Here is a 20,841-nt window from a genome sequence, read left to right on the forward strand (position 1 = left end):
AACTTAGACCTCGAAATCACGATCGATCAGAAGAATCCAGCGTCGCATGCGATCGGAATAAGAAACCACTGCTCTGAACACCTTGCGCAAACTGAGTTTAAATAGAGAGGGCGTGCTCTAACGAACGACGCGGCCTGAAGCATTTCCCTGCATCAAAGCCTCAACCTCACTCCGATCATTGAAATTGAAATCTCCCTTAATTGAATGCGCTAAGCAGGATGCTGCCACCGCGAAAGAAATTGCATTTTGATCTTCAGGAAACTCACCTGAGCTTAAAGCGAAAACCAGGCCAGCCGCAAAGGAATCTCCCCCACCAACGCGATCTACAATATCACGAATTTCGTATGCTTGGTATTCACCATTTGCAATCGGCGCAAAGCTAGCCTCCTTAGTTGCAGTATCAAAAAGCATCGCACCCCAGTTATTATGAGTCGCTGAAATACTCTCGCGTAAGGTGATCGCCACCTTCTTCAGGTTCGTAAACTGCTCACTGATAGCGGCGGCCACCTGCGGATACTTCTCAATAGACAAAACACCCGCCTCAACATCAGAGCCTTCTGCATGAATGCCAAGCACGTCGGCCGCATCTTCTTCATTGCCAATCACTACGTCGACATAAGGCAAAATCTCACGCATGGTCTTCTCGGCCAATTCGCGTGCTGAGCAAGTAGAGTCCCACTGCCATAGCTTTTTGCGGAAGTTCAAATCGCAAGAGACAGTCAACCCCTTCTCCTTGGCCTTCATCGCAGCAATTTTAGTCGCTTCCGCCGCCTGCTGAGAAAGTGCTGGCGTAATACCAGAAACATGCAACCAAGTCGCGCCGTTGTAAATTTCCTGCCACTGATATGCATCTCCAGGCACCAATGACACAGAGGAATAGCTCCGATCATAAACCACCTTACTGGCACGCTGATTGGCGCCTGTTTCAACAAAATACAACCCAAGCCGACCTTCGTCCACACGCAACAAATGCTCCGTGTCTACACCAAGACCACGCAATGTGCGCACACAAGCGTCTGCAATCACATGACGAGGCAGCGCAGAAACAAAAGCACTCTGGCCGCCGAGCATAGCAATAGATGCCGCGACATTCGCCTCAGCTCCCGCAAAAGTAAGATCAAGCTTACCTGGGCAAGCTTGCGCAAAACGATAAAATTGCTCAGGAGCCAAGCGCCCCATGATTTCACCAAAACATACAACAGTTTTCATATAATTTAACTATTCTGCCTAATTATTTCGACGGCCTCACGTGCGCGAGCAGCCACAGTTTTCCAATCCTTACGATCAATCAAATCTTTCGGAGCTACCCATGAGCCTCCCACCGCCAATACGCTGGGCTCTTCGGTATAGGTCGCGACGTTTTCGACATTCAACCCTCCTAGGGGAATAAAATGCAAACCCAAGTGCTTGTAGGGTGCCGTCATATTACGGAGATAGGCGAGCCCCCCCGATGGCTCCGCGGGAAAGAACTTCAATACATTACAATCGTATTCGAGCGAAGTTTCAATGTCGCTAGGAGTGACAATACCCGGCGCAAAAGGAAGCTTCGCTGCACGAGCCGCTGTGAGAACGCGAGCATTAGTACCAGGTGCGACTGCAAAATCCACACCAGCGTCTTGCGCCAGCTTCACCTGCTCAGGACGAATCACCGTACCGGCCCCCAGCAAGAGCTCAGGTGCATGCTTACGCATCGCAATGAGGGCTTCAATTGATCGCGGAGTCCGTAGCGCTAGCTCTACAGCACAAATACCTCCTTCGAGTAAGGCATCTGCCATGGCTCCAGCGTCGGCTGGATCTTCCAAAACAACGACTGCAATAATGCCAGAAGTGGATAACTTTGATACTAAATCAGGTAAAAATATTAGACTCATAACTAGAGGATATTTATTCGAAACAATTTACTTGAACATAGATATGCGCTTTATCTGGACAAAGCCTATTCCGTGTTATGTTAACATCATGCATCTCTCCCGCTCGCCACAAAGTCTCACGACTCAGCTACAAGACTTTCGGAAACTCGACGGTGCTTCGCCCGTCACACGCTTAAAGACAACAGCCATTTGCTCGGCATCATTGAAGCCACACAGCCCCGAAATCATACTGATGGGATGATTCGTTTGAACTAATAGCTGTTTAGCCCGAGCGATACGCATACGGCACAGCATCTCCCAAGGCGTGCAGCGGTAAAACTCCTTAAATTTGCGCTCCAAACTGCGACGAGCCAGTCGCAGGTCATCACACATTTGCCCGATACTGATCGAATCCTGCACGCGTTCGGACAGATAGGACATCGCACGGCGCAATTGAGGGTCGTCCACTGCCAGGTGATTCGCTGAGTGCCGCATAACGACCCCGCCAGGCGAAACTAAGATCGGTGCTTGCGATGGCTTTTGCTGAGCCAACAATTTCTGCATCGACTCCCCCACCAGTGCACCGATGGCATGCCAAGGGATCGAGACACTCGACAACATCGGGTAGCTCAAGCCACAGACCAATTCATCATTATTCGCACCAATCACCGCCACCTGCTCCGGAACTGAAATGCCAAGTTGTTGACAGGCACTACATAAAAACCTCCCCAGCGGGTCATGCACCGCAAAGATCCCCACCGGCTTGGGCAAAGACTCTAGCCATTTTCGCAGCTTCGGCTTCGGCGCCACAAAATGCTCACTATAACGCTCATTCTCAAAAACAGTCTCGGTATGGACTGAAACAGCGGAATCCACTGCCTGCAAAAAACCATCAATTCGCTGTCCCGAATAAGGCGTGCCGTTGCCTAAACAAGCAAAACTCCGGTAACCTGCCCGCTGAAAGGCCTCCGCCGCCGCCGCTCCCACAGCCCAATCGTCCACATCAATACTGACGACACTCGGATAACTAAAGTCCGTATCGGCAATCACAGTAGGGAGTTGCAACTTTAGCAGCGCCTCCGTCACCTCAGGCAACCACTCAGTAATCAAGCCATCAGGCTCTAAATCTCTCAATAAATCCAAGAGTTCGTCGATCGGTCGATGAATACTTACAATCCGAAAATCCTGCTGCCGACGCACAAAAGGCATCAAGGCTGGCGTCAATCGCCGCAGGAATACCTCCGTCATTACAATCGCAATTTGTTGACTCATATCAACCGATTCCACCACATACAATGACGCAAATCAACAGAATATAATCGCAATTTGCGGTTTAAAGCCTCCCTCAAATCGAGTATTATTAAGTTTCTAAAACAGCATCCTTAGGGCTTACACATCTGCAGGCTTTACAAAAACCCACTCAACCACACGACTCGGCCCTTCGCGCCGCGCCTCTACCATGCAATACTTCGACTGCGACAAAATTCAATACGAGGGCAGCTCCTCTAAGAATCCTCTGGCTTTCAAGCACTACAACTCCAGTGAGATGATCGCTGGTAAGAGGATGAAAGATCACCTTCGATTCGCTGCACCTTACTGGCACGTCATGCGCAACGAGCTCGCGGATCCCTTCGGTGCCGGCACCGCTCAAATGCCATGGGATGATCATTCTAACTCGGTTGAGAACGCAGTCGCTCGCGTGGACGTTTTTTTTGAATTTCTTGAAAAAATCGGCATCGATTTCTACTGCTGGCACGATCGTGACATCGCCCCCGAGCTTAACGACCTAGCCGCCTCTAACGCTGCCCTCGACGCCGTCGTGGCCAAGCTCAAATCCAAACAAAAAGAAACTGGCGTCCAATTACTCTGGGGCACTGCCTGTCTCTTTTCGCACCCCCGCTACTCCCAAGGCGGCGCGACGTCACCCGACGCCCACGTTTTCGCCTACGCAGCGGCACAAGTAAAAAAGGCACTCGAATGTACCAAGGAACTCGATGGTCTCGGCTACACATTCTGGGGCGGTCGCGAAGGCTACGCCACATTACTCAACACCAACATGAAGCGCGAGCTGGATCACTTGGCCGCCTTCCTTCACATGGCAGTCGACCATGCCGACAAAATAGGCTTTGACGGCCCCTTCTATATTGAGCCCAAACCCCGCGAACCCTCCACCCATCAATACGACAGCGATGCGGCCGCCTGCCTTAACTTCCTACGTGAATATGGCTTGATGGATCGCTTCAAGCTCAACATTGAGACGAATCATGCCACCTTAGCCGGCCACACGATGGAGCACGAGCTCACGGTCTGCCATAATGCAGGCATGCTCGGCAGCATCGACGCCAATCGTGGCGACGAACTAATCGGATGGGACACAGACCAGTTCCCAACCGACATTTACCTGACCACTCAAGTGATGTTGGTCGTGCTCGAAATGGGCGGCTTCACAACTGGAGGTCTCAACTTCGACGCCAAACGCCGCCGCGAGTCACATGAGCCACTAGATCTTATGCACGCCCACATCGGTGGTATGGATGCCTTTGCCCGCGGTCTTAAAATTGCACATGCCATCCGCGAGGACGGTCGTCTCGGAGACTTCGTACAGGCACGCTACAGTAGTTTTGATAAAGACATCGGAGCCAAGGTCGAAGCCGGTGAAGTCGGGTTCGAAGAACTCGAGAAATATGCGCTCAGCAACAGTGAGCCCACCCTCGCCAGCGGCCGCCAGGAAATGCTCGAAAATCTACTCAATGAGTTTATTTGAAACTCTTTGAGCAGAAGTGAAAACTCTCCACTGCCCACTGCCACGAAGCAGCCCCACTTCAGAATGCACTCACTCGGCCTAGATTCTTCCACCCAGAGCTGTTCCGCCATCGTCATTGATATCGAAACAGGTTCTATCATCGCCCAAGCTTCCGTTAATTTCGGCGAACACCTGCCCCAATACAAGGCCCCCGCCGGCTTCATTCCTGGTGCCGCTGCCGGTGAAGTACATGCGGATCCACGCATGTGGCTCGACGCCCTGGAACAACTACTCGAAGCACTCAAAAATCAATGCGATCTCTCCAAGATCGCAGCTATTTCCGGCGCAGGCCAGCAACATGGCTCCGTTTATCTCAACGATCGTTGGCTCACTACCATCAACAGCTTGGACCACTCGCAAAGCCTCGCCAACCAAATCGAACCCTGTTTCTCACGCAGCACCTCTCCAATCTGGATGGACACTTCCACTGGAACAGAATGCCGCGAAATTACCGCGGCAGTAGGAGGCGATGCCACGGTTTGCGCGAAGTCTGGTTCCATCGCCATCGAGCGCTTCACAGGACCGCAAATCCGCCGTTTTTATAAAAACGCCCCCAACAGTTACGCACAAACCGCCCACATTCATCTTGTCAGCTCATTCCTATGCTCCGTCCTCTGTGGAAGCAATGCCCCTATCGATACTGGCGACGGTGCTGGAATGAACTTGCTCAATATCCAGACGTGGGACTGGGACACCGACCTACTCACCGCGACCGCACCTGAGTTAAACCAGCGCTTACCTAACATCGTAGATGGCAACAGCACAGCTGGGCAGATCTCAAAATATTTCGTCGCAAAATACGGCTTCACTCCAGGCACCCAGGTCACTGTATTCACAGGCGACAACCCCAGCAGCCTCGTCGGAATGGGCGCTAGCCAAGCTGGTAAGCTCGTCATTTCACTCGGCACCTCCGATACCTTTTTTGCCGCGATGCCCGAAGTTGTCGCCGACCCACAAGGCTGTGGCCACGTATTTGGCAATCCGGCAGGCGGCTCAATGTCACTGCAATGCTTCGTCAATGGCTCGCTCGCCCGCGAAGCAGTCAAAGATAAGTTCAACTACGACTGGGATCAATTCACAGCAGCCTTCGCCAACACTGCCGCAGGCAACGACGGCCAGGTTATGCTGCCTTTTTTCCGTCCCGAAATTAGCCCTCGCATCGACCTCGACGCGCCCCGACTAGAGGGCAGTGAAGCCTTTAAACACTGGCAACAAGCCGATACCGCGATCCGCGCCTGCGTTGAAGGCCAATGTATCAATATGAAATTACGCAGCGACTGGATGCAACTACAGCCCGAGGTTATCTACCTAACCGGTGGCGCGTCAAAAAACAACGCCATCGCGCAAGTCGTAGCCGACGTCTTTCAGGCCAAAGTGCAGCGTCTGGCCGTCAGTGGCTCCGTAGCACTCGGCGCCGCCCTACGCGCCGCCAGTCACACATTCGGACAGGACCTACATCTATTGGAAAGTCGCTTCTGTAAGCCCGAAGCCGACAGCACCCTCGAACCCATTGCTTCCTCGGACACCTACCAGAGCGCAACGAAAGCTATCGCTCAATTACTTAGCATGCAATCGCAGTACAATCTCAATCCGTCGACATCGTAAGCATACACAGCAAAAAAAGTCTTTGACAAAACCCTGGTCGCGGCAGACAAAGAAAAAATCTAATTTTGAAATGACTCAATTTTTCACAGTCGTGCTCGTCAATGTAGTCGTGGTCCTAGTGACCTCGATCGGATCTGCGCGGACTTAGAACACACTTTATATTCATTCTAAAAACCCCCGCCGGATTCGATCCGACGGGGGTTTTCTTTTGCCCGCGTCGCGACTGATTCCACAGGGAATAACCATACAGCCAAAGACAACATTATGAAAATGACCGGAGCAGACCTCGTTATACGATTACTTGAACGCCAAGGAATTCGCCTCATTGCAGGCATTCCCGGAGGAGCCAACTTGCCCCTCTACGACGCGCTTGCGCGCCGGCCTGTCATTCAACACATACTCGCCCGTCATGAACAGGGCGCTGGATTCATCGCCCAAGGCATGGCGCGCACCACCGGACAGACGGCGGTTTGCTTCGCCACCAGTGGACCGGGTGCTACCAATATCCTCACCGCCATCGCGGATGCCAAATTGGACTCGATTCCGGTTGTTTGCATTAGCGGGCAGGTTCCGCAACACTTGATCGGCACGGATGCGTTTCAAGAGGTGGATGTTTTCGGCATGAGCCTCTCAATCACTAAGCACAACTATTTGGTTAAGTCGGTCGAGGAACTTTTGGAAACCATCCCCGAGGCATTTCGCATCGCGGCCAGTGGTCGGCCGGGCCCGGTTTGGATCGATATTCCCAAGGACGTGCAGAACGCCACCATCGAGTTTGATGAGTGGCCCGAGATCGGTAGCGCCACGCCGCGCATCGAGCCTGAGAGCCCAGCGATCGAACAAGCGCAGGCGATGATCGAGGCCGCCGAACGGCCGATATTATACCTCGGCGGCGGAGTTATTCACAGTGAGGCATGTGAACAAGTCTGCGCCCTCGCGGAGCGCTCAAATTTGCCCACCGTCAACACTTTGATGGCGATGGGCGCCATGCCAACGGACCATAAACTAGCTCTTGGAATGCTTGGAATGCACGCTGCGCCCTATACAAACCTGGCTTTGCAGGAGTGTGACCTATTGATTGCGGTCGGTGCACGCTTCGACGACCGAGCGACCGGCAAGGTTGCGGAGTTTTGCCCCAAGGCAAAAGTTATTCACATAGATATTGACAGTTGTGAACTTGGGAAAATCCGTCAGCCCACACTCTCGATCTGTGCCGACGTCGCTACCACCATGGACCAATTATTGCCCACATTGCCACCGCGCGCGCGCACGGATTGGAACGCACGGATCGCCGAATTGAAAGCGGAGCACCCGATCAATATGCCGGGCACCGACGATCCTTCGCAGCCTTACGGCTTGATCGCAGCCATCGCGCGTCATGCCGGACGCGATGCCATCGTTGCCACCGATGTTGGTCAGCACCAAATGTGGACGGCGCAGGCCTTCCCCTTCATGCGTCCACGTCAGTGGTTGACCAGCGGCGGGCTCGGCACCATGGGCTTTGGCTTGCCAGCCGCGCTCGGAGCCGCGCTCACCGATCCCGACGAGACAGTGGTTTGTATCAGCGGGGACGGCAGTTTCTTGATGAACAATCAAGAGATGATCACCGCGGCCGAAGAAGGGGCCGATCTCAAGATCGTTTTGATGAACAATCAGACCTTGGGCCTCGTTCACCAGCAGCAGAATTTGTTTTACGGCAAACGTCTGTCGGCCTCCAAATTCAAGCAAGGGCCCGACTTCGCGATGATGGCGCAATCGATGGGCGTCGCCTCCGTCGACCTCGCCGACGAGCCCGACATCGACGCCGCACTGGCGCGCGCCTTTGCGATCAAGGGAGCGGTTCTGATCCATGTTCCGATCTGCCCCGAGCAGCAGGTTTTGCCCATGGTTGCGCCGGGCGGTGCGAATCATGACATGATTCGCCATCCCGAGCAAAATAAGGCCGCGATCAAGCAGTCCGCATGAATCGGAAAGATGAATTGAACCATTAATAGACCTTAATTTGCTCTAATAAAAAATGCATCTCGTAACGTGGCGTGTTCGCTTGCGGACGCCTCTGTGCCGGTTTAGCCCTCCTGCAAGGCTTTTTCGGCTCAGCGAATTCAGGCGCTCGCAAGCGAGCACGCCACGTCTCAACTTCCACAAAAAAGGCTTCCCGCTGCCGGGAAGCCTTTTGCTTAAATGTATGATACCTACTTTACGCTTCGGCGCGCTCGCGGGCGTCGGCGTCGATCGCAGCCAGCATGGCTTCCATCACTACGCTGGCGTCAGCTTTCACCTGTGGCAAATCTTCTGGCTCAATCACATCGGAGCGACCGAACACGTAGAACTTGATCTTGGGCTCGGTGCCGGAGCCGCGCACTGCGAAGCTGTAACCGTTGCTCAATTCCAAGAAGTAGAAGTCTTGTGGCGCGATGCGTTTGCCGTCGGCGTCGATAATTTCGTCCTTACCAAAGTCGGTGAAGCCAGAAACCGTGACATCACCAAATGCCTTGGGTGGATTACTGCGATAAGACTCAAGGATGTTCTTAATCTTCTGCGAACCAGCGGCTCCCTCGTAATAGATATTAATAGTTTTCTCTTCGTAGTAGCCATGCTGCAAATAAAGTGCATCCAGATACTCAGGAAAGGTCATCTCTTGCGCTTTCAAGTAAGCAGCAAGCTCACAGAACATCACCACCGCGGCGTTGGCATCTTTATCACGCAACTTATCCGTAGCGAGGTAACCATAACTTTCCTCTCCGCCGAAGACAAAGTAGGTGGAATAATCCAGCATCAGGTCGGCCTTAGTCCAAACATCACAAGCATCGTAATTGATCGCGAGCCCTTCTTGCTCAAAAAGCTTGGTCTTCATCTCTGCCTCATATCCGGCAAGCTTTTCACCAATCCACTTGAAACCGGTCAGCGTGTTGATCGTCTTAAGGCCATGCCAGGTAGCAACAGCTTCTTGCATGGGGCTGGTCACAAATGTCTTGATCAACACTGCGTTCTCCGAGCCATCTTCTGGTATAATTTCCGCATCTTTGAGTGTGGAAATCCGATATTCAGCCATCAACGTGCCAATTTGATTGCCAGTCAGCAGCACCATCTCGCCTGAGCGATCACGCACGGCAACTCCCATGCGATCTGCATCGGGGTCGGTCGCGAGCACGACATCCGCCTCGCTTTCATTAGCTTTGGCGATCGCCATCGCAAGTGCTTCGGCGTTTTCGGGGTTGGGCGATTTCACTGTAGGGAAACGACCATCCGGCTCCATCTGCTCAGGCACTTCAATCACTTCCACACCAAGCTTCTTTAAAGCCGGCACTGAACTGATCGCACCGCACCCATGAATAGGTGAAAAAACGACCTTCGGCGCCATTTTTTGCATCACCTCTGAGTCGACCACCATTTCTTCCAGAAGATCCAAGTAAGGCTGATCGGCATCTGCACCCAGCACGATGACAGGAGCCAAATCAATATCCAAGAACTGTGTCAGCTCTTCTAAAGTTACTTGGTTGACCAGATCCACGATCCCTTCGGCATGCGGGGAGACCACTTGTGCCCCGTCTTCAAAGTAAGCTTTAAAGCCATTATCATGCGATGGATTGTGACTCGCAGTGATCACGGCTCCGCAAGTCGCCTGGAATTGACGCACAGCAAAACTGAGCTGTGGAGTGGAACGCGGGCCTTCAAAGATTAAAGCCTGCCCCCCAAGCTTGCACCAAGTCGATGCAGCCAGTTCGCAGAAATGACGCGAAAAATGACGCACATCGTGTGCAATTACAAAGCGTGGCAGATCGTGACGACCGCTCTCCTCCAGATACTGCTTCACGTAGCGAAACATACCAACGGTCGCACGGATCAAATTAAAATCGTTCAACACATTGGTGCCAACGGCAGCGTGCTCGGGAGTCCCTTGGGCAGAAAGGGTGCCCGTTTCCACCGAAGTAGCAACCTTACCAATCGTTCGGCCACGTATACCGCCCGTGCCAAAAGCCATGGTTTGATAAAAACGGTCATTGAGCTCCTCCCACTCTCCGGCTTCGACCAGTTCGGTAATACTGGCTCCTACCCATGCAGGCAAGAAGTCGGCGCTCACCCAAACCTTCAGGTTCGCGACTGTGCTTTCAAGGAGAGAGCCTGCGGCTCCGGCGGATTCAATCTTTTCAATTAGGCTCATGCTATGACAAATAAAGAGTTTAGAAATAGGAATTACGATTTTTATTTACTCAATCACGACACCATCCTCAATCACAGGCTTGGGATCCAGCGAAGCCCACTGCGCGATAAAATCAGCCTCATCAGCAGCAAAGCGATGACTGATTTCAAAAGTGATCGCGGGCAAACCGGTTTCATCGGTATCAACCGATACACCCGCGGCTTTTAACCAACGTGCAAACATACGGCGTTGATCCTCCTTACAACTCTGGGGTGAATCCACGCCCTCTGCATTTTTGACCGGACTGAAATCATCGGCCCGGGCCGCCTCGATAATGACTGGATTCTTCGCCAAAGGTAATGCATCAAAGACGAACATCTCAAACTTCACACCGTTGGGAGCATCTGGACGGATCACCTCGCCAGCCTCATTGATATAAGGAATCTTTTTATCAGCACGGTGAAACGGCAACTTAGAATCTGCCCCAGAACCACCCGCGCGGGCAATAAAATCACGGTCGAAAACATGGATCGCTACGCTACCTCCGTTAAAGCGGATACCTCCCTCGGGCGTCGTTTCCTGCTGCATTGCATCCGGCATGTCACTGTATTCAACCACAAGCGCCTTATTATTCTGCACACAAAAATGACCGACCTTTTCGAGTGCATAAGCCTTAGGCACCATTTTACTCGACAACTCGGACTGCCCCAGAACATGAAAGCCGATGAATACAGGGTCAATGCACTGGACAATCGGATTATCCACCTGAAAATAACTGACGATATCGATGCCCTGTGCCTGCATCGCATCCACGGCACCACTACGTACCAAGGCGCGCAATGAACCGCCATGACCATCCGGAGTCATTGCAATTTTACCCTTTTCAGCGAGCAGAATCTTTCCATCGTAATCAACCGCGGGCACCAAGCCTTGCACAATAAAATGCACCGACTCAGGCTCCAGTCCAAAGAAGTTAGCGGATTCAAATGCAGCAACGGTGGCATCGTTATTAATTTCACTCGTCAGAATATACCATGGGATGGTGACGCCGAAACGTTCACCCGAACGAGCAATTTTTTCAGCAAAAACCTGGAAGAGAGTCTTATCAGTCACTGGTGTCACCGGATAAGTGCCTTTAGGACCATCGTAACCGAGACGCGTACCTTGGCCCCCTGCAACTGTGAAAGCGGCCACCCGGCCCGCCTGTAAAGCTGCCGAACCAGCGTCCCAAGCAGCTTTCCATTTTGCAGGATCTCCGCCATTCACAGGAAGCGCCTCATAAGGAGCCGGCTCTAAACCGTCAAGATTCAGCGAGCTGTCATGCGCTCCTTTAACATGCTCGGCAACCAGTGCGTTCACTTCGGCAAGATCAATTGTCTTCGCCTGTGCGACTAATTTGGCTTGTGCATTCGCATCCAGCTCATTGAAAAATTGAAAGACTTGGCCTTGGCCAGCTTGCTTGAAGGACTCGATCAGAGAATCATTGGAATTTGCCATGGACTTTGGGAATAGAAGCTCTCGTAGGAATTGCAAACACGTATCGAGCGCATTGGTAAAGATTGTGTCACCGTCTTAATTAAAGGGAACTGCGACGCAGCCACTCCACCACGCGATCAAGCAAAAGTCCCTAGAGCACCTCCCGAAAGCCCTTCATACCGGATCCAAGCGCACTCAGATCCGAAAAAACGTTCCTCCAAAGCGTTAATTCGAGGTAAAACACTCTCGTGCACAGTGTCTCCCGAGACTCAAGGCTCATCTGAAAAACGGAACAATAGCTCGTCAGGACGCGCATATCCAAGGCGTTCCCGCACCACACGCTCTAAAAACTCAGGATCATCCAGCAGGCGCGCCATATAGGCCTCCTTTTGATCAAACTCTTTTCGAGCTTGTATGAGCTTAGCCTCGATTCTATTTTCTCGAGCTTTAAAATTTTGATACTCTCGATGTGTCTTAAGCATGAGACCGCCAAAAAACACCACCAACACGCACAACATGCCCATCAACATGAGCAATAAAACACGTTCTTTTCTGTGTGTGGATTTTTTTGACATCAGAAACGACAAAGAAGGCCATTTTTCCACATTTGGAAAGGGTAATTTAACCTAAGCGCTATGTATCTCGAATACTTCGGATTTAAGGAAATGCCATTCCATGTGACGCCCAACCCGCGTTTTCTCTTTCTAAGCCCCACCCATGAAGAAGCACTACAGCACTTACGCTATGGGATTGAAGACAAAAAAGGCTTCATCGTACTGACTGGCGAAGTCGGCTGCGGCAAGACCACACTGTGCCGAAAGCTACTGGAAGAACTCGACGCTCGTGCAGAAGTCGATACTGCCCTACTATTGAATCCACGCATCTCCGAAACACAATTGTTGCGTGGCATCATGAAAGAGCTAGGTGAAGAAGCCAAAGCACGCTCGAAGAACGACTTACTCGACAAGATAAATGACCTGTTACTGGAGCGCATTCATGCCGGACGCGAGATTGTGGTGATTATCGACGAAGCCCAAAACCTGTCTTTCGAGGTCATGGAGATGCTGCGTATGCTCTCCAACTTGGAAACTTACGATCAAAAGTTATTACAGATTATTTTAATGGGACAGCCGGAACTCAATGATAAGCTTAAAGAAGAGCGGCTACGGCAATTCCGTCAACGAGTGCTGGTCCACTATGACTTAAAACCTTTGGTTCAGGCAGAAGTCCAACTTTATATTTTACACCGCCTATCGCTTGCAGGCAGCAACGGACAACCACAATTCACCCCTCGAGCGATCAAAAAAATTGCGGCAGGCAGCCTGGGAATCCCACGCATGATCAATAACATTTGTGATAAATCCCTACTCTCCACATTTATCCGCAATGGCAACGAGGTCAACTACTGGGACGTAAGACGCGCGCTTAAGGATATCAACCGCCTACACCGGTAGGCAATTCGATCGAAACCTGAACACTGGCAAGAAGAAACAACACACACTTCAATATGCCTCGAATCTCTCAATCTCGGCGTGTTTCTTAAAATTTCCGCATTACAATTTACAAACAATGAGCCTCATTAACCAAGCCCTCCGCAAAGCTCAACGCGACCGCAGCCCCAACCGTATGGCCCAGCCCTGTGAGCAAGCTTCCAACAATTATGCCGGCTCAGTAACAAATGGGATGAATCCAAGCATCCTAATCGGTCTAGCCATCGTTGTGGCCTTATTGATCGGCTTAGTGGTCGGGCTAAGCATTGTTCTTTTTAAAGACAGTTCCACCCCCATCGCACAGCAGATCGCGGATCAGCCAGCGACGGCTCAACCTAAGCCCCAACCCACAGCGTCAGTGACGCCGCAACAATCAATCAGCACCCAGCCCAGCGACAGCCCCTCAACCAACTCAGACAGTGCACAAACATCACCAGTGTCTAGTGAGTCCAGCGTGCCGAGTGTGGTCAGTGAACTGCGCAAGGCACGTGAAGCGGCTGAAGCAGAAGCCATCGCCCAAAAGGAAGCAAAGCTGAAAGCAGCTGCAGAACAAGCAGCTGCTCAAGCGAAGGCCGCCGAAGCGGAGGCTAAAATAGCCGCTGCTGCTGCAGCTCGAGCGGCTGCCCAACCCAGCGAGGCGATCATTGACTGGCTCGGACGCGCTAAGCTTTCCGGAGTCAGAATCTCTGAAACCGGGAGTAAAGTGATTCTCAACGGCGAAGCCTATGCTGCAGGTGAGTTCGTAAACTTCAAACTAGGCCTAAAAGTCATGCTCATCCAAGAGTCACGTGTACTCTTTGTAGATCTCAACGGTAAGAAGTACATGAAACGTTTGTGATGCGGCGACTGATTTTGAAGTATCCATGTGCCTATCAATGGCCAATATTACTCGCTCTGGCCATTTTCGCAGCATCCGGGACACAGCACTTGGCCACACCAGAGCTCGGCTTTGAATTCTCCAAGGATAAGCTCGCCCACTTTCTGGTCTTTGGATTGCTTGCCACATCCATCTTGCGTACTCCCAAGCTCCAGAATTGCAGCACAGGCAGTATGTTAATCGCAGCACTCATCACCTCCGCATTTGGCGCGTGTGATGAGATTCGCCAATCCTTCACACCTGGACGTAGCGTTGAGATCGCCGATTGGGTCGCCGATACTTCAGGAGCCCTGGTTGCAGTCATCAGCTACAGCTATTGGAAAAGGTATCGCCATATGTTGGAATGGCAACTACCCAAACAACGCCGCATCCGACAGCGCTCCATATTGACAAAAAAATAGCGCGCTCATAATGAGCACGCTAGCAACTGCTATAACTGTTCTTAAATTTACTGTACGGGCGCTGTCGGCGCCATTGGGGCGCCTCCACCCATGCCGCCTTGCATCATCATGAGTCCCATAATAGGCATCATCGCACCTTGTAGGGCCTGATCGAATTGCTCTTGAGTTTTAGCTGCGTCAAGCTGGGTCAATACTCCCTCAAACATAGTGATTGCTCCCATTATTTGAGGTTTCATCTGAGCCATTTCGCTTGGAGAAATGGCCTCAAGTTGTGCCTTAGCCGCAGCTAAATCGCGAGTCCAGGTACTGGCCATTTCACTAGGCACCCAGCGGGATTCCACTAAAGTAACTTCTGCTATTTCCACGCTGCCATCGGGCGATGTCATCTCCAGAACAGCTGTCGTGTCAGTGCTCTCCAGCAACTTCACAGTGCCGAAATCCAATGGGATCGGCTCGTCAGTCAACACCGCAAGCTGCTTAGAGTAATCCACCAACGCGGAAACCGTTTGCTCACAAAAAGCCTGTCCGTCAAAAGATTGAAGTCCTGCGGCAGTGCCAATTGAACTACCAGTTAAAGTCTTCACAAAACCAATAATTGCAGGCCATGCGGCTTCCAGCTTCGCAATTTGATCGGCAGATTGCCCGCCTCCCAATTGTGTATTCAAAATAAAGTCTTTCTGCTTACTCGCCACATCTGCCAAGCGATTAACCAAGCCAAAACCCTTATCATAGATCTCGGCGTCAATCTTGCTACCCGCAAGTTGAGCAATCGCATTGACGTCAACTTGATAGCTAGCCGGCATCGCGTCCCACAAGATACCGCCATTCCCATCATTTAGCTCTTTCGCGATTGCTTCAATCGCTGCATCCGGAGCAGTTGGAATCGCAGCATGCGATGTAGTGAGAATGAAGGCCCCAGCAGTCAGCAAGGGAAGAATTTTTTTGAGAGAAACAGACATATAAATTCAGGTGTTATGATGTGAGTAATTGGGTCGCTAGGCTGGTAACAGTTGATACAAAAGGTAAACATAAAAAGCCCCGAACCTGAGAGAGGATTCGGGACTTGCTCAAAAAATTTACAGAGTAGAGAACACTTAGCTCGCAGTCGCGGCTGACATTTCTTCGCGCGCCTTCTCAGCTAAAGGAGTCGAAAGGTAGCGTTCACCGAAGCTGCAGCCGACAGTAACGATTCGTTTACCAGCCATTTCAGGACGTTTCGCAAGCTGCATTGCTGCCCAAACGTTCGCTCCGGTTGAAATCCCCACAAGCAAACCGTCCTTCTCTGCCAGCGCTTGTGCAGTCGCAAATGCATCTTCATTCGAGACCTTAATAGTATCGTCGATCACATCGGTATTACAATTTTTAGGAATGAACCCCGCACCAATGCCTTGAATCTTATGCGGTCCCGGCGCATCGCCTGAAATAACGGCACTACCTTCTGGCTCGACGGCCACAGTGAAGAGTTCCTTACGCGACTTGATGACTTCCGAAACGCCCGAAATCGTCCCTCCGGTTCCCACCCCCGCAACAAAGGCGTCGATATTTCCATCAGTCGCTGCCCATATTTCTTCAGCTGTAGTCTGACGGTGCACCTCTGGGTTAGCCGGATTTTCAAATTGCTGCGGCATGTAAGCTTTTTCGCCATATTCTTCGACCAATTCACCCGCACGCGCAATTGCACCAGGCATTCCCTTCGGGCCTGGAGTCAAAACGATCTCAGCACCGAGCATACGTAGAAGCACGCGTCGCTCAACCGACATAGTCTCTGGCATGGTAAGGATCAGCTTGTAGCCCTTCGCCGCACAGACAAAGGCCAGAGCAATTCCAGTATTTCCCGAAGTCGGCTCAATAATAATGCTCCCCTCACCAATCTTACCGTCGCGTTCAGCTGCCTCAATCATGGCCTTACCGATACGATCTTTGACACTCGCGAGCGGATTAAAGAACTCACATTTCAGGTAAATATCCGCCGCGAGCCCCGCAGTGGTATTATTAATTTTAACCAGAGGTGTGCCACCCACTGTATCCGTAATTGAGGCGTATAACTTATTCATAATTCTATATGTTTGGAGAGGTTGTAGAAAGAACATCAGCACAACTTTTTTTCAAGTCGAAGCAAGCATTCATAAAAAAACACCGTAACACGGTGTTTTTCCAACAAGGCATCAAATGTCATAACGCCGCGTACAAAGCAAGTAAAGGAGACTCAACCAACGATCTCCACTCAATCACGCATACCGGTCCAATCAACAAGGATCGTTCAGTGCCAACGGCTTTAGCATGCACATGCGGCAAACGTCAAACTGGGCCGCCGCTAGCGACGACGGGGACCGTAACTACGCTTAGGCGCATTGCGCTGCACGTGTGCATTGCGCAATCGATAGACAATGCGCGCCTTATCCAAGTCGTAAGGGCTCATCTCCATTTTTACCGTATCACCCGTGGTGATTTTAATAAAGTGCTTGCGAAGTTTACCCGAGATGTGAGCGAGCACTTGGTGCCCATTCGCAAGCTCGACACGAAACATAGTGCCCGGGAGGACCGCTACAATTTTGCCTTCGACTTCAACGTATTCTTCGCTTTGTGCTTTTGCCATAGATAATTAGGAAAGCGGCGAGACAATCGCCTTTATACTAAAAGTCAAGAATGCTCTCACTTACTCAAAGCCTCCTGCCTCATCGCTCATCTTTCAAGGCTCAACCCTCAAGTCTCATCTAATGACCTGTCCTTTCGAAAAAATCTACCCATCGGAACTCAAACGCGATACCGACTACTACATGACACACGCCTATAATGAGGCGATCGAAGCATGGAAAAAAGATGAAGTGCCGATTGGGGCCGTGATTGAACACGAAGGGCGCATCATCGCAGCTGCCCACAATCAATCACGCACAGCGAACGATCCCACTGCGCACGCAGAAATCCTAGCCATTTCGCAAGCGGCCAATACATTGGGTGATTGGCGACTCAACGAATGCACACTCTATGTGACCAAGGAGCCCTGCCCCATGTGCTCGGGGGCACTGGTAATCGCACGCATCGGCAAAGTTTATTACGGCCTACCAGACCCCAAGATGGGCTGCGTCGGCGGCGCGACCGATCTTGGCGCACTCCCGCGCAGTAACCACAAATTTGAGTCCACAGGAGGCGTGTTGGAAGAATTAAACCACCAAATCCTGAAGGCTTTCTTCGACAAGAAGCGCATCGACAATAAAGAGCGCAAAGCACTAGACTCCGAATAATTACCTACAACCCTGGCAGCTCACATCGAAACACACCTAAGCATCCTAACAAATTCTCTAACTAATGAGACAGGAAGCCTCAAATCAGTAGAAATTTCCAATCAGTCATTTGACAGTGAGTGCCTCACTCCCCATCGTATTCTATTCTCTCTTAGAAACTAAACCTAAATTATAATAAAACCATGGCACACGAACTACCCGCACTTCCTTACGCAAACGATGCGCTTGAGCCGCACTTTGATGCGCGCACGATGGAAATCCATCACGACAAGCATCATAATGCTTACGTAACCAACTTGAACGCAGCTCTTGAAGGCACAGGCCTCGAGGACAAAGACATCTGCGAAATCATTGGCAACCTAGACGCTGTTCCAGCTGAAAAACGTGGCGCGGTACGCAACAATGGCGGCGGTCACGCCAATCACAGCTTTTTCTGGAAGATCCTAAGCCCCAACGGTGGCGGCGCTCCAGTCGGTGAGCTCGCTGCAGCCATCGACGCAGAGCTTGGCGGCTTCGATGCATTCAAAGAAGCTTTCGCCAAAGCTGGCGCGACTCGCTTCGGCTCCGGATGGGCTTGGCTCATCGTCAAAGCAGATGGTTCCCTCGCAGTGACTTCCACCCCCAATCAGGACTGCCCCTGTATGACAGGTGTAGCTGAAGTTGAAGGCACCCCCGTCATCGGTCTCGATGTTTGGGAACATGCCTACTACCTAAAATATCAGAACCTGCGCCCGAAATATATCGAGGCATTCTGGAACGTTATCGACTGGAACGCAGCCGAAGCAAATTACAAGAACGCCAAAGCGTAAGTGACTTGCCCAAGCCACATGGTCGCTTGAGCATGTATATCTATCAGAAAAACAAAGCCGTCCCAAACCTGGGACGGCTTTTTCTACACCCAGTTCCCGCTGACACTATATCCAAACGATGCCCCTCAAAGAATCCAGATGCCGCACATGGGAAGCATTCAGTCAGAATTCAAGTTCCCCACGCTGAATCATGCGCAGCAGTTCCAACAGACCAGCAGTATCATCTACGTTTACATTGAGCTTGAAATCGACTGGTACCACTGTGCTTCCCTGAAGTGATTCACCGAACAGCTCCAATCTAAAGGGGCGCGTCTGGCTAGCGTCGGGAAAGACATCAATACTAAAGCGCTTGAGTGCAAGATCTTGAAACGCGAGCTCCGCCATATGATAGTGCCGATAAGCAGCACTGCCTTCCGACATGCCACGTGTCAGCAAGCCACTCACATCATAACGAAGTCGCGCCTCGCTATCAGAATCAATTTCCAGGTGCCCATCAGTTAAAAGCGGCTGCCCAGCTTGCACGGCCCCGACTAAATAACCGGAAACCGCGCCAGCAACCTCTCCTTCAAATTGGGGCACTGCCGATGCCAATTGCGCTAGATCAATATGGTCCAGATGCACTTTAAAAGTAAAATCCTGCAACTGCTGCAGGGCGACATCAAGGGCCTCGATCTGCAATGAACCTCCCATAAAAGCCGCATGAATAGGCTCTGTAACAAGCACACCAGCCTCCTTCAACTCCAACGCACCGACGATATCGCTCGCCACAAAGCCAAACACGCCTAAGCGATCGATGGCGAACTCAAGTTGAGCAAGCATCAAACGCCCCATGGTCAACCTAAGATTGCCATGCGCCGTCATATCGCCGCCACTCACCCCGCGCGAAGCGAGACTGATACCGGAAACATCGACATCAATGCCCACCTCCGCCTCCACGGGGCTCCAATTTTCAAACTCCCCGGTAGCGTCAACTTGAAGCCCCATCTCCACGCTCAAGTCTTCAGGCAGACCAGGCACCTGTAGGGCCCGCAGCCATTCAACATCCACCGCCTGCACTGACGCATATAACTCGCCTCGACCAGAACCACGCAGCAGTTTTCTTAAATCATCATGCCCCAATGAGAGAGTCAGAGACTCTCCAACACGTAATTCACCGGCAAGCTTGCTATCGTCAATACGCAGAGCCCAATCGCCTGCCGCAGCAATCCAGGATCCACTCCGTAACGAATCGACTGCACCTTTGGCGTAAATTCGCAAAGTCCCCCGACCATCGCTAGCCACCCCAGCCGAAGCATTGTGCAATAGTAACTCGCCCTGCGGCCAAAACACTTCACTCGCCCCCCAATCAGCAAGCACTGTGAAACTCAAACGCTCGGGCTGTAGTGCCTGCCAGCGAGCATAGCCCGACACATCCAAGAAGCCACGTCCGACTCCCAAGGCATGCATATACACCTCTAGCCCCAGTTCCTCCCAGCGTGTAGAAACTTCAGACAGATAATGCGTCTGAAAATATTCCCAGTCAGTTCCCAACAACGTAAAGTCCAGCGCCAGCCCCTGCCCTTGCGCCAGTATTTTAACGCGCGTCCTCAACTCTAAAGCCGGACTTTTCAAATCAGCCACTACATGCGTTTCCCCCACCATTCCGCGCAACCATGAAAGCTCGAGGGCAAACTGGTATGATTGATCCCCCTGACGCAGCAGCAATTCCTCCACCTCCAAATCCAGTGCGATAATCGGTAAAGCATTGAGCCACTCGGTAATAGGCCCCACCGCCGCCTCCGCAGAAAATGGTTCTGGCTTGCGCCCCTCCTCATGGCGCCCCTTCCATTGCCCTTGTACCTGCTGGATATGTATTCGTCCACTAAAACCATCCCCCAGCGTCCATAGCTGTCTCCACGGAGAGCTTACCACCCCCCCAATAATTTGAATATCTGCCTCCTGATAACGCTTAAAGCGCAGTTCCACCCCCGATACCTTCAAACGAATCGATTCAATTTCTAATTGGCCTCCACGCGCCTCCAGATGTGGCAACACGATCGCTTCGACAAGCGCCACACTGCCAAAGTAAAGCGTCACCAAGAGGCCAAACAGAAGCACCCCAGCAATCAACAACCCACGTTTTAAATAAATCAACATAGGCAGAGAGA

The 20,841-nt window shown here is 51.6% G+C and carries 18 protein-coding genes; 8 read left to right on the top strand and 10 right to left on the bottom strand.

The window, feature by feature from the left end:
- Positions 1–117: 117 nt before the first annotated feature.
- The 3 genes from QEH59_RS02655 to QEH59_RS02665 form a co-directional block, all read right to left on the bottom strand.
- A complete protein-coding gene (locus tag QEH59_RS02655) occupies positions 118–1,209 on the bottom strand; it encodes a sugar kinase (protein WP_308983815.1) in 1,092 nt (363 codons plus the stop codon).
- 5 nt (positions 1,210–1,214) lie between these two features.
- On the bottom strand, positions 1,215–1,871 hold the full coding sequence (locus QEH59_RS02660) for a bifunctional 4-hydroxy-2-oxoglutarate aldolase/2-dehydro-3-deoxy-phosphogluconate aldolase (protein WP_308983816.1): 657 nt from the start codon (positions 1,869–1,871) through the stop codon (positions 1,215–1,217).
- A gap of 123 nt (positions 1,872–1,994) precedes the next feature.
- Complete coding sequence (locus QEH59_RS02665; protein ID WP_308983817.1) at positions 1,995–3,122, bottom strand: substrate-binding domain-containing protein; 1,128 nt, start codon at positions 3,120–3,122, stop codon at positions 1,995–1,997.
- 187 nt (positions 3,123–3,309) lie between these two features.
- On the opposite strand from QEH59_RS02665, the gene xylA reads away from it, so the two are divergent.
- The 3 genes from xylA (at position 3,310) to ilvB (ending at position 8,223) form a co-directional block, all read left to right on the top strand.
- Positions 3,310–4,614, top strand: coding sequence for a xylose isomerase (xylA, locus tag QEH59_RS02670; protein ID WP_308983818.1), 1,305 nt, complete (start codon positions 3,310–3,312; stop codon positions 4,612–4,614).
- 63 nt (positions 4,615–4,677) lie between these two features.
- Positions 4,678–6,258, top strand: coding sequence for a xylulokinase (locus tag QEH59_RS02675; RefSeq protein WP_308983819.1), 1,581 nt, complete (start codon positions 4,678–4,680; stop codon positions 6,256–6,258).
- Between the two features lie 264 nt (positions 6,259–6,522).
- Complete coding sequence (ilvB, locus tag QEH59_RS02680; protein ID WP_308983820.1) at positions 6,523–8,223, top strand: acetolactate synthase large subunit; 1,701 nt, start codon at positions 6,523–6,525, stop codon at positions 8,221–8,223.
- Positions 8,224–8,455: 232 nt separating this feature from the next.
- Here ilvB and QEH59_RS02685 read toward each other — a convergent pair whose 3' ends face one another.
- The 3 genes from QEH59_RS02685 to QEH59_RS02695 form a co-directional block, all read right to left on the bottom strand.
- Entirely contained in the window at positions 8,456–10,420 is a 1,965-nt protein-coding gene (locus QEH59_RS02685; protein WP_308983821.1) for a phospho-sugar mutase, read from the bottom strand.
- Between the two features lie 45 nt (positions 10,421–10,465).
- Positions 10,466–11,896, bottom strand: coding sequence for a UDPGP type 1 family protein (locus tag QEH59_RS02690; RefSeq protein WP_308983822.1), 1,431 nt, complete (start codon positions 11,894–11,896; stop codon positions 10,466–10,468).
- A 248-nt stretch (positions 11,897–12,144) separates the two neighbouring features.
- Positions 12,145–12,480 (bottom strand): FtsB family cell division protein, encoded by a 336-nt coding sequence (locus QEH59_RS02695; protein ID WP_308983823.1) that lies wholly within the window; start codon positions 12,478–12,480, stop codon positions 12,145–12,147.
- A 30-nt stretch (positions 12,481–12,510) separates the two neighbouring features.
- Between QEH59_RS02695 and QEH59_RS02700 the strand changes: the two genes are divergently transcribed.
- The 3 genes from QEH59_RS02700 to QEH59_RS02710 all read left to right on the top strand — a co-directional run bounded on the left by QEH59_RS02700 (position 12,511) and on the right by QEH59_RS02710 (position 14,643).
- Positions 12,511–13,329 (top strand): ExeA family protein, encoded by an 819-nt coding sequence (locus tag QEH59_RS02700; RefSeq protein ID WP_308983824.1) that lies wholly within the window; start codon positions 12,511–12,513, stop codon positions 13,327–13,329.
- Positions 13,330–13,444: 115 nt separating this feature from the next.
- Positions 13,445–14,203 carry a hypothetical protein gene (locus tag QEH59_RS02705; protein ID WP_308983825.1) on the top strand — a complete coding sequence of 253 codons (759 nt, stop codon included), beginning with the start codon at positions 13,445–13,447 and terminating at the stop codon, positions 14,201–14,203.
- Positions 14,203–14,643 carry a VanZ family protein gene (locus QEH59_RS02710; protein WP_308983826.1) on the top strand — a complete coding sequence of 147 codons (441 nt, stop codon included), beginning with the start codon at positions 14,203–14,205 and terminating at the stop codon, positions 14,641–14,643. The genes QEH59_RS02705 and QEH59_RS02710 overlap by 1 nt, the downstream gene beginning before the upstream one ends.
- A 47-nt stretch (positions 14,644–14,690) precedes the next feature.
- Here QEH59_RS02710 and QEH59_RS02715 read toward each other — a convergent pair whose 3' ends face one another.
- The 3 genes from QEH59_RS02715 to infA form a co-directional block, all read right to left on the bottom strand.
- Positions 14,691–15,602, bottom strand: a complete 912-nt coding sequence (locus QEH59_RS02715) for a hypothetical protein (protein WP_308983827.1) — start codon at positions 15,600–15,602, stop codon at positions 14,691–14,693.
- 135 nt (positions 15,603–15,737) lie between these two features.
- Positions 15,738–16,697 carry a cysteine synthase A gene (gene cysK / locus QEH59_RS02720; protein WP_308983828.1) on the bottom strand — a complete coding sequence of 320 codons (960 nt, stop codon included), beginning with the start codon at positions 16,695–16,697 and terminating at the stop codon, positions 15,738–15,740.
- Positions 16,698–16,957: 260 nt separating this feature from the next.
- Entirely contained in the window at positions 16,958–17,239 is a 282-nt protein-coding gene (gene infA / locus QEH59_RS02725; protein ID WP_345785319.1) for a translation initiation factor IF-1, read from the bottom strand.
- 121 nt (positions 17,240–17,360) lie between these two features.
- Here infA and tadA point away from each other — a divergent pair, with 121 nt between their 5' ends.
- Together tadA and QEH59_RS02735 are read left to right on the top strand one after the other, a co-directional pair.
- Positions 17,361–17,885 (top strand): tRNA adenosine(34) deaminase TadA, encoded by a 525-nt coding sequence (gene tadA, locus QEH59_RS02730; RefSeq protein ID WP_308983829.1) that lies wholly within the window; start codon positions 17,361–17,363, stop codon positions 17,883–17,885.
- Positions 17,886–18,067: 182 nt separating this feature from the next.
- Positions 18,068–18,694 (top strand): superoxide dismutase, encoded by a 627-nt coding sequence (locus tag QEH59_RS02735; RefSeq protein ID WP_308983830.1) that lies wholly within the window; start codon positions 18,068–18,070, stop codon positions 18,692–18,694.
- A gap of 162 nt (positions 18,695–18,856) precedes the next feature.
- Here the strand turns inward: QEH59_RS02735 and QEH59_RS02740 are convergent, their stop codons facing one another.
- The gene (locus QEH59_RS02740; protein ID WP_308983831.1) at positions 18,857–20,830 is read right to left on the bottom strand and encodes an intermembrane phospholipid transport protein YdbH family protein; all 1,974 of its coding nucleotides are present in this window, start codon (positions 20,828–20,830) and stop codon (positions 18,857–18,859) included.
- Between the last annotated feature and the right edge of the window lie 11 nt (positions 20,831–20,841).

This window comes from Thalassobacterium sedimentorum (assembly GCF_031127905.1).
Classification (GTDB): Bacteria; Verrucomicrobiota; Verrucomicrobiia; order Opitutales; family Coraliomargaritaceae; genus Thalassobacterium; species Thalassobacterium sedimentorum.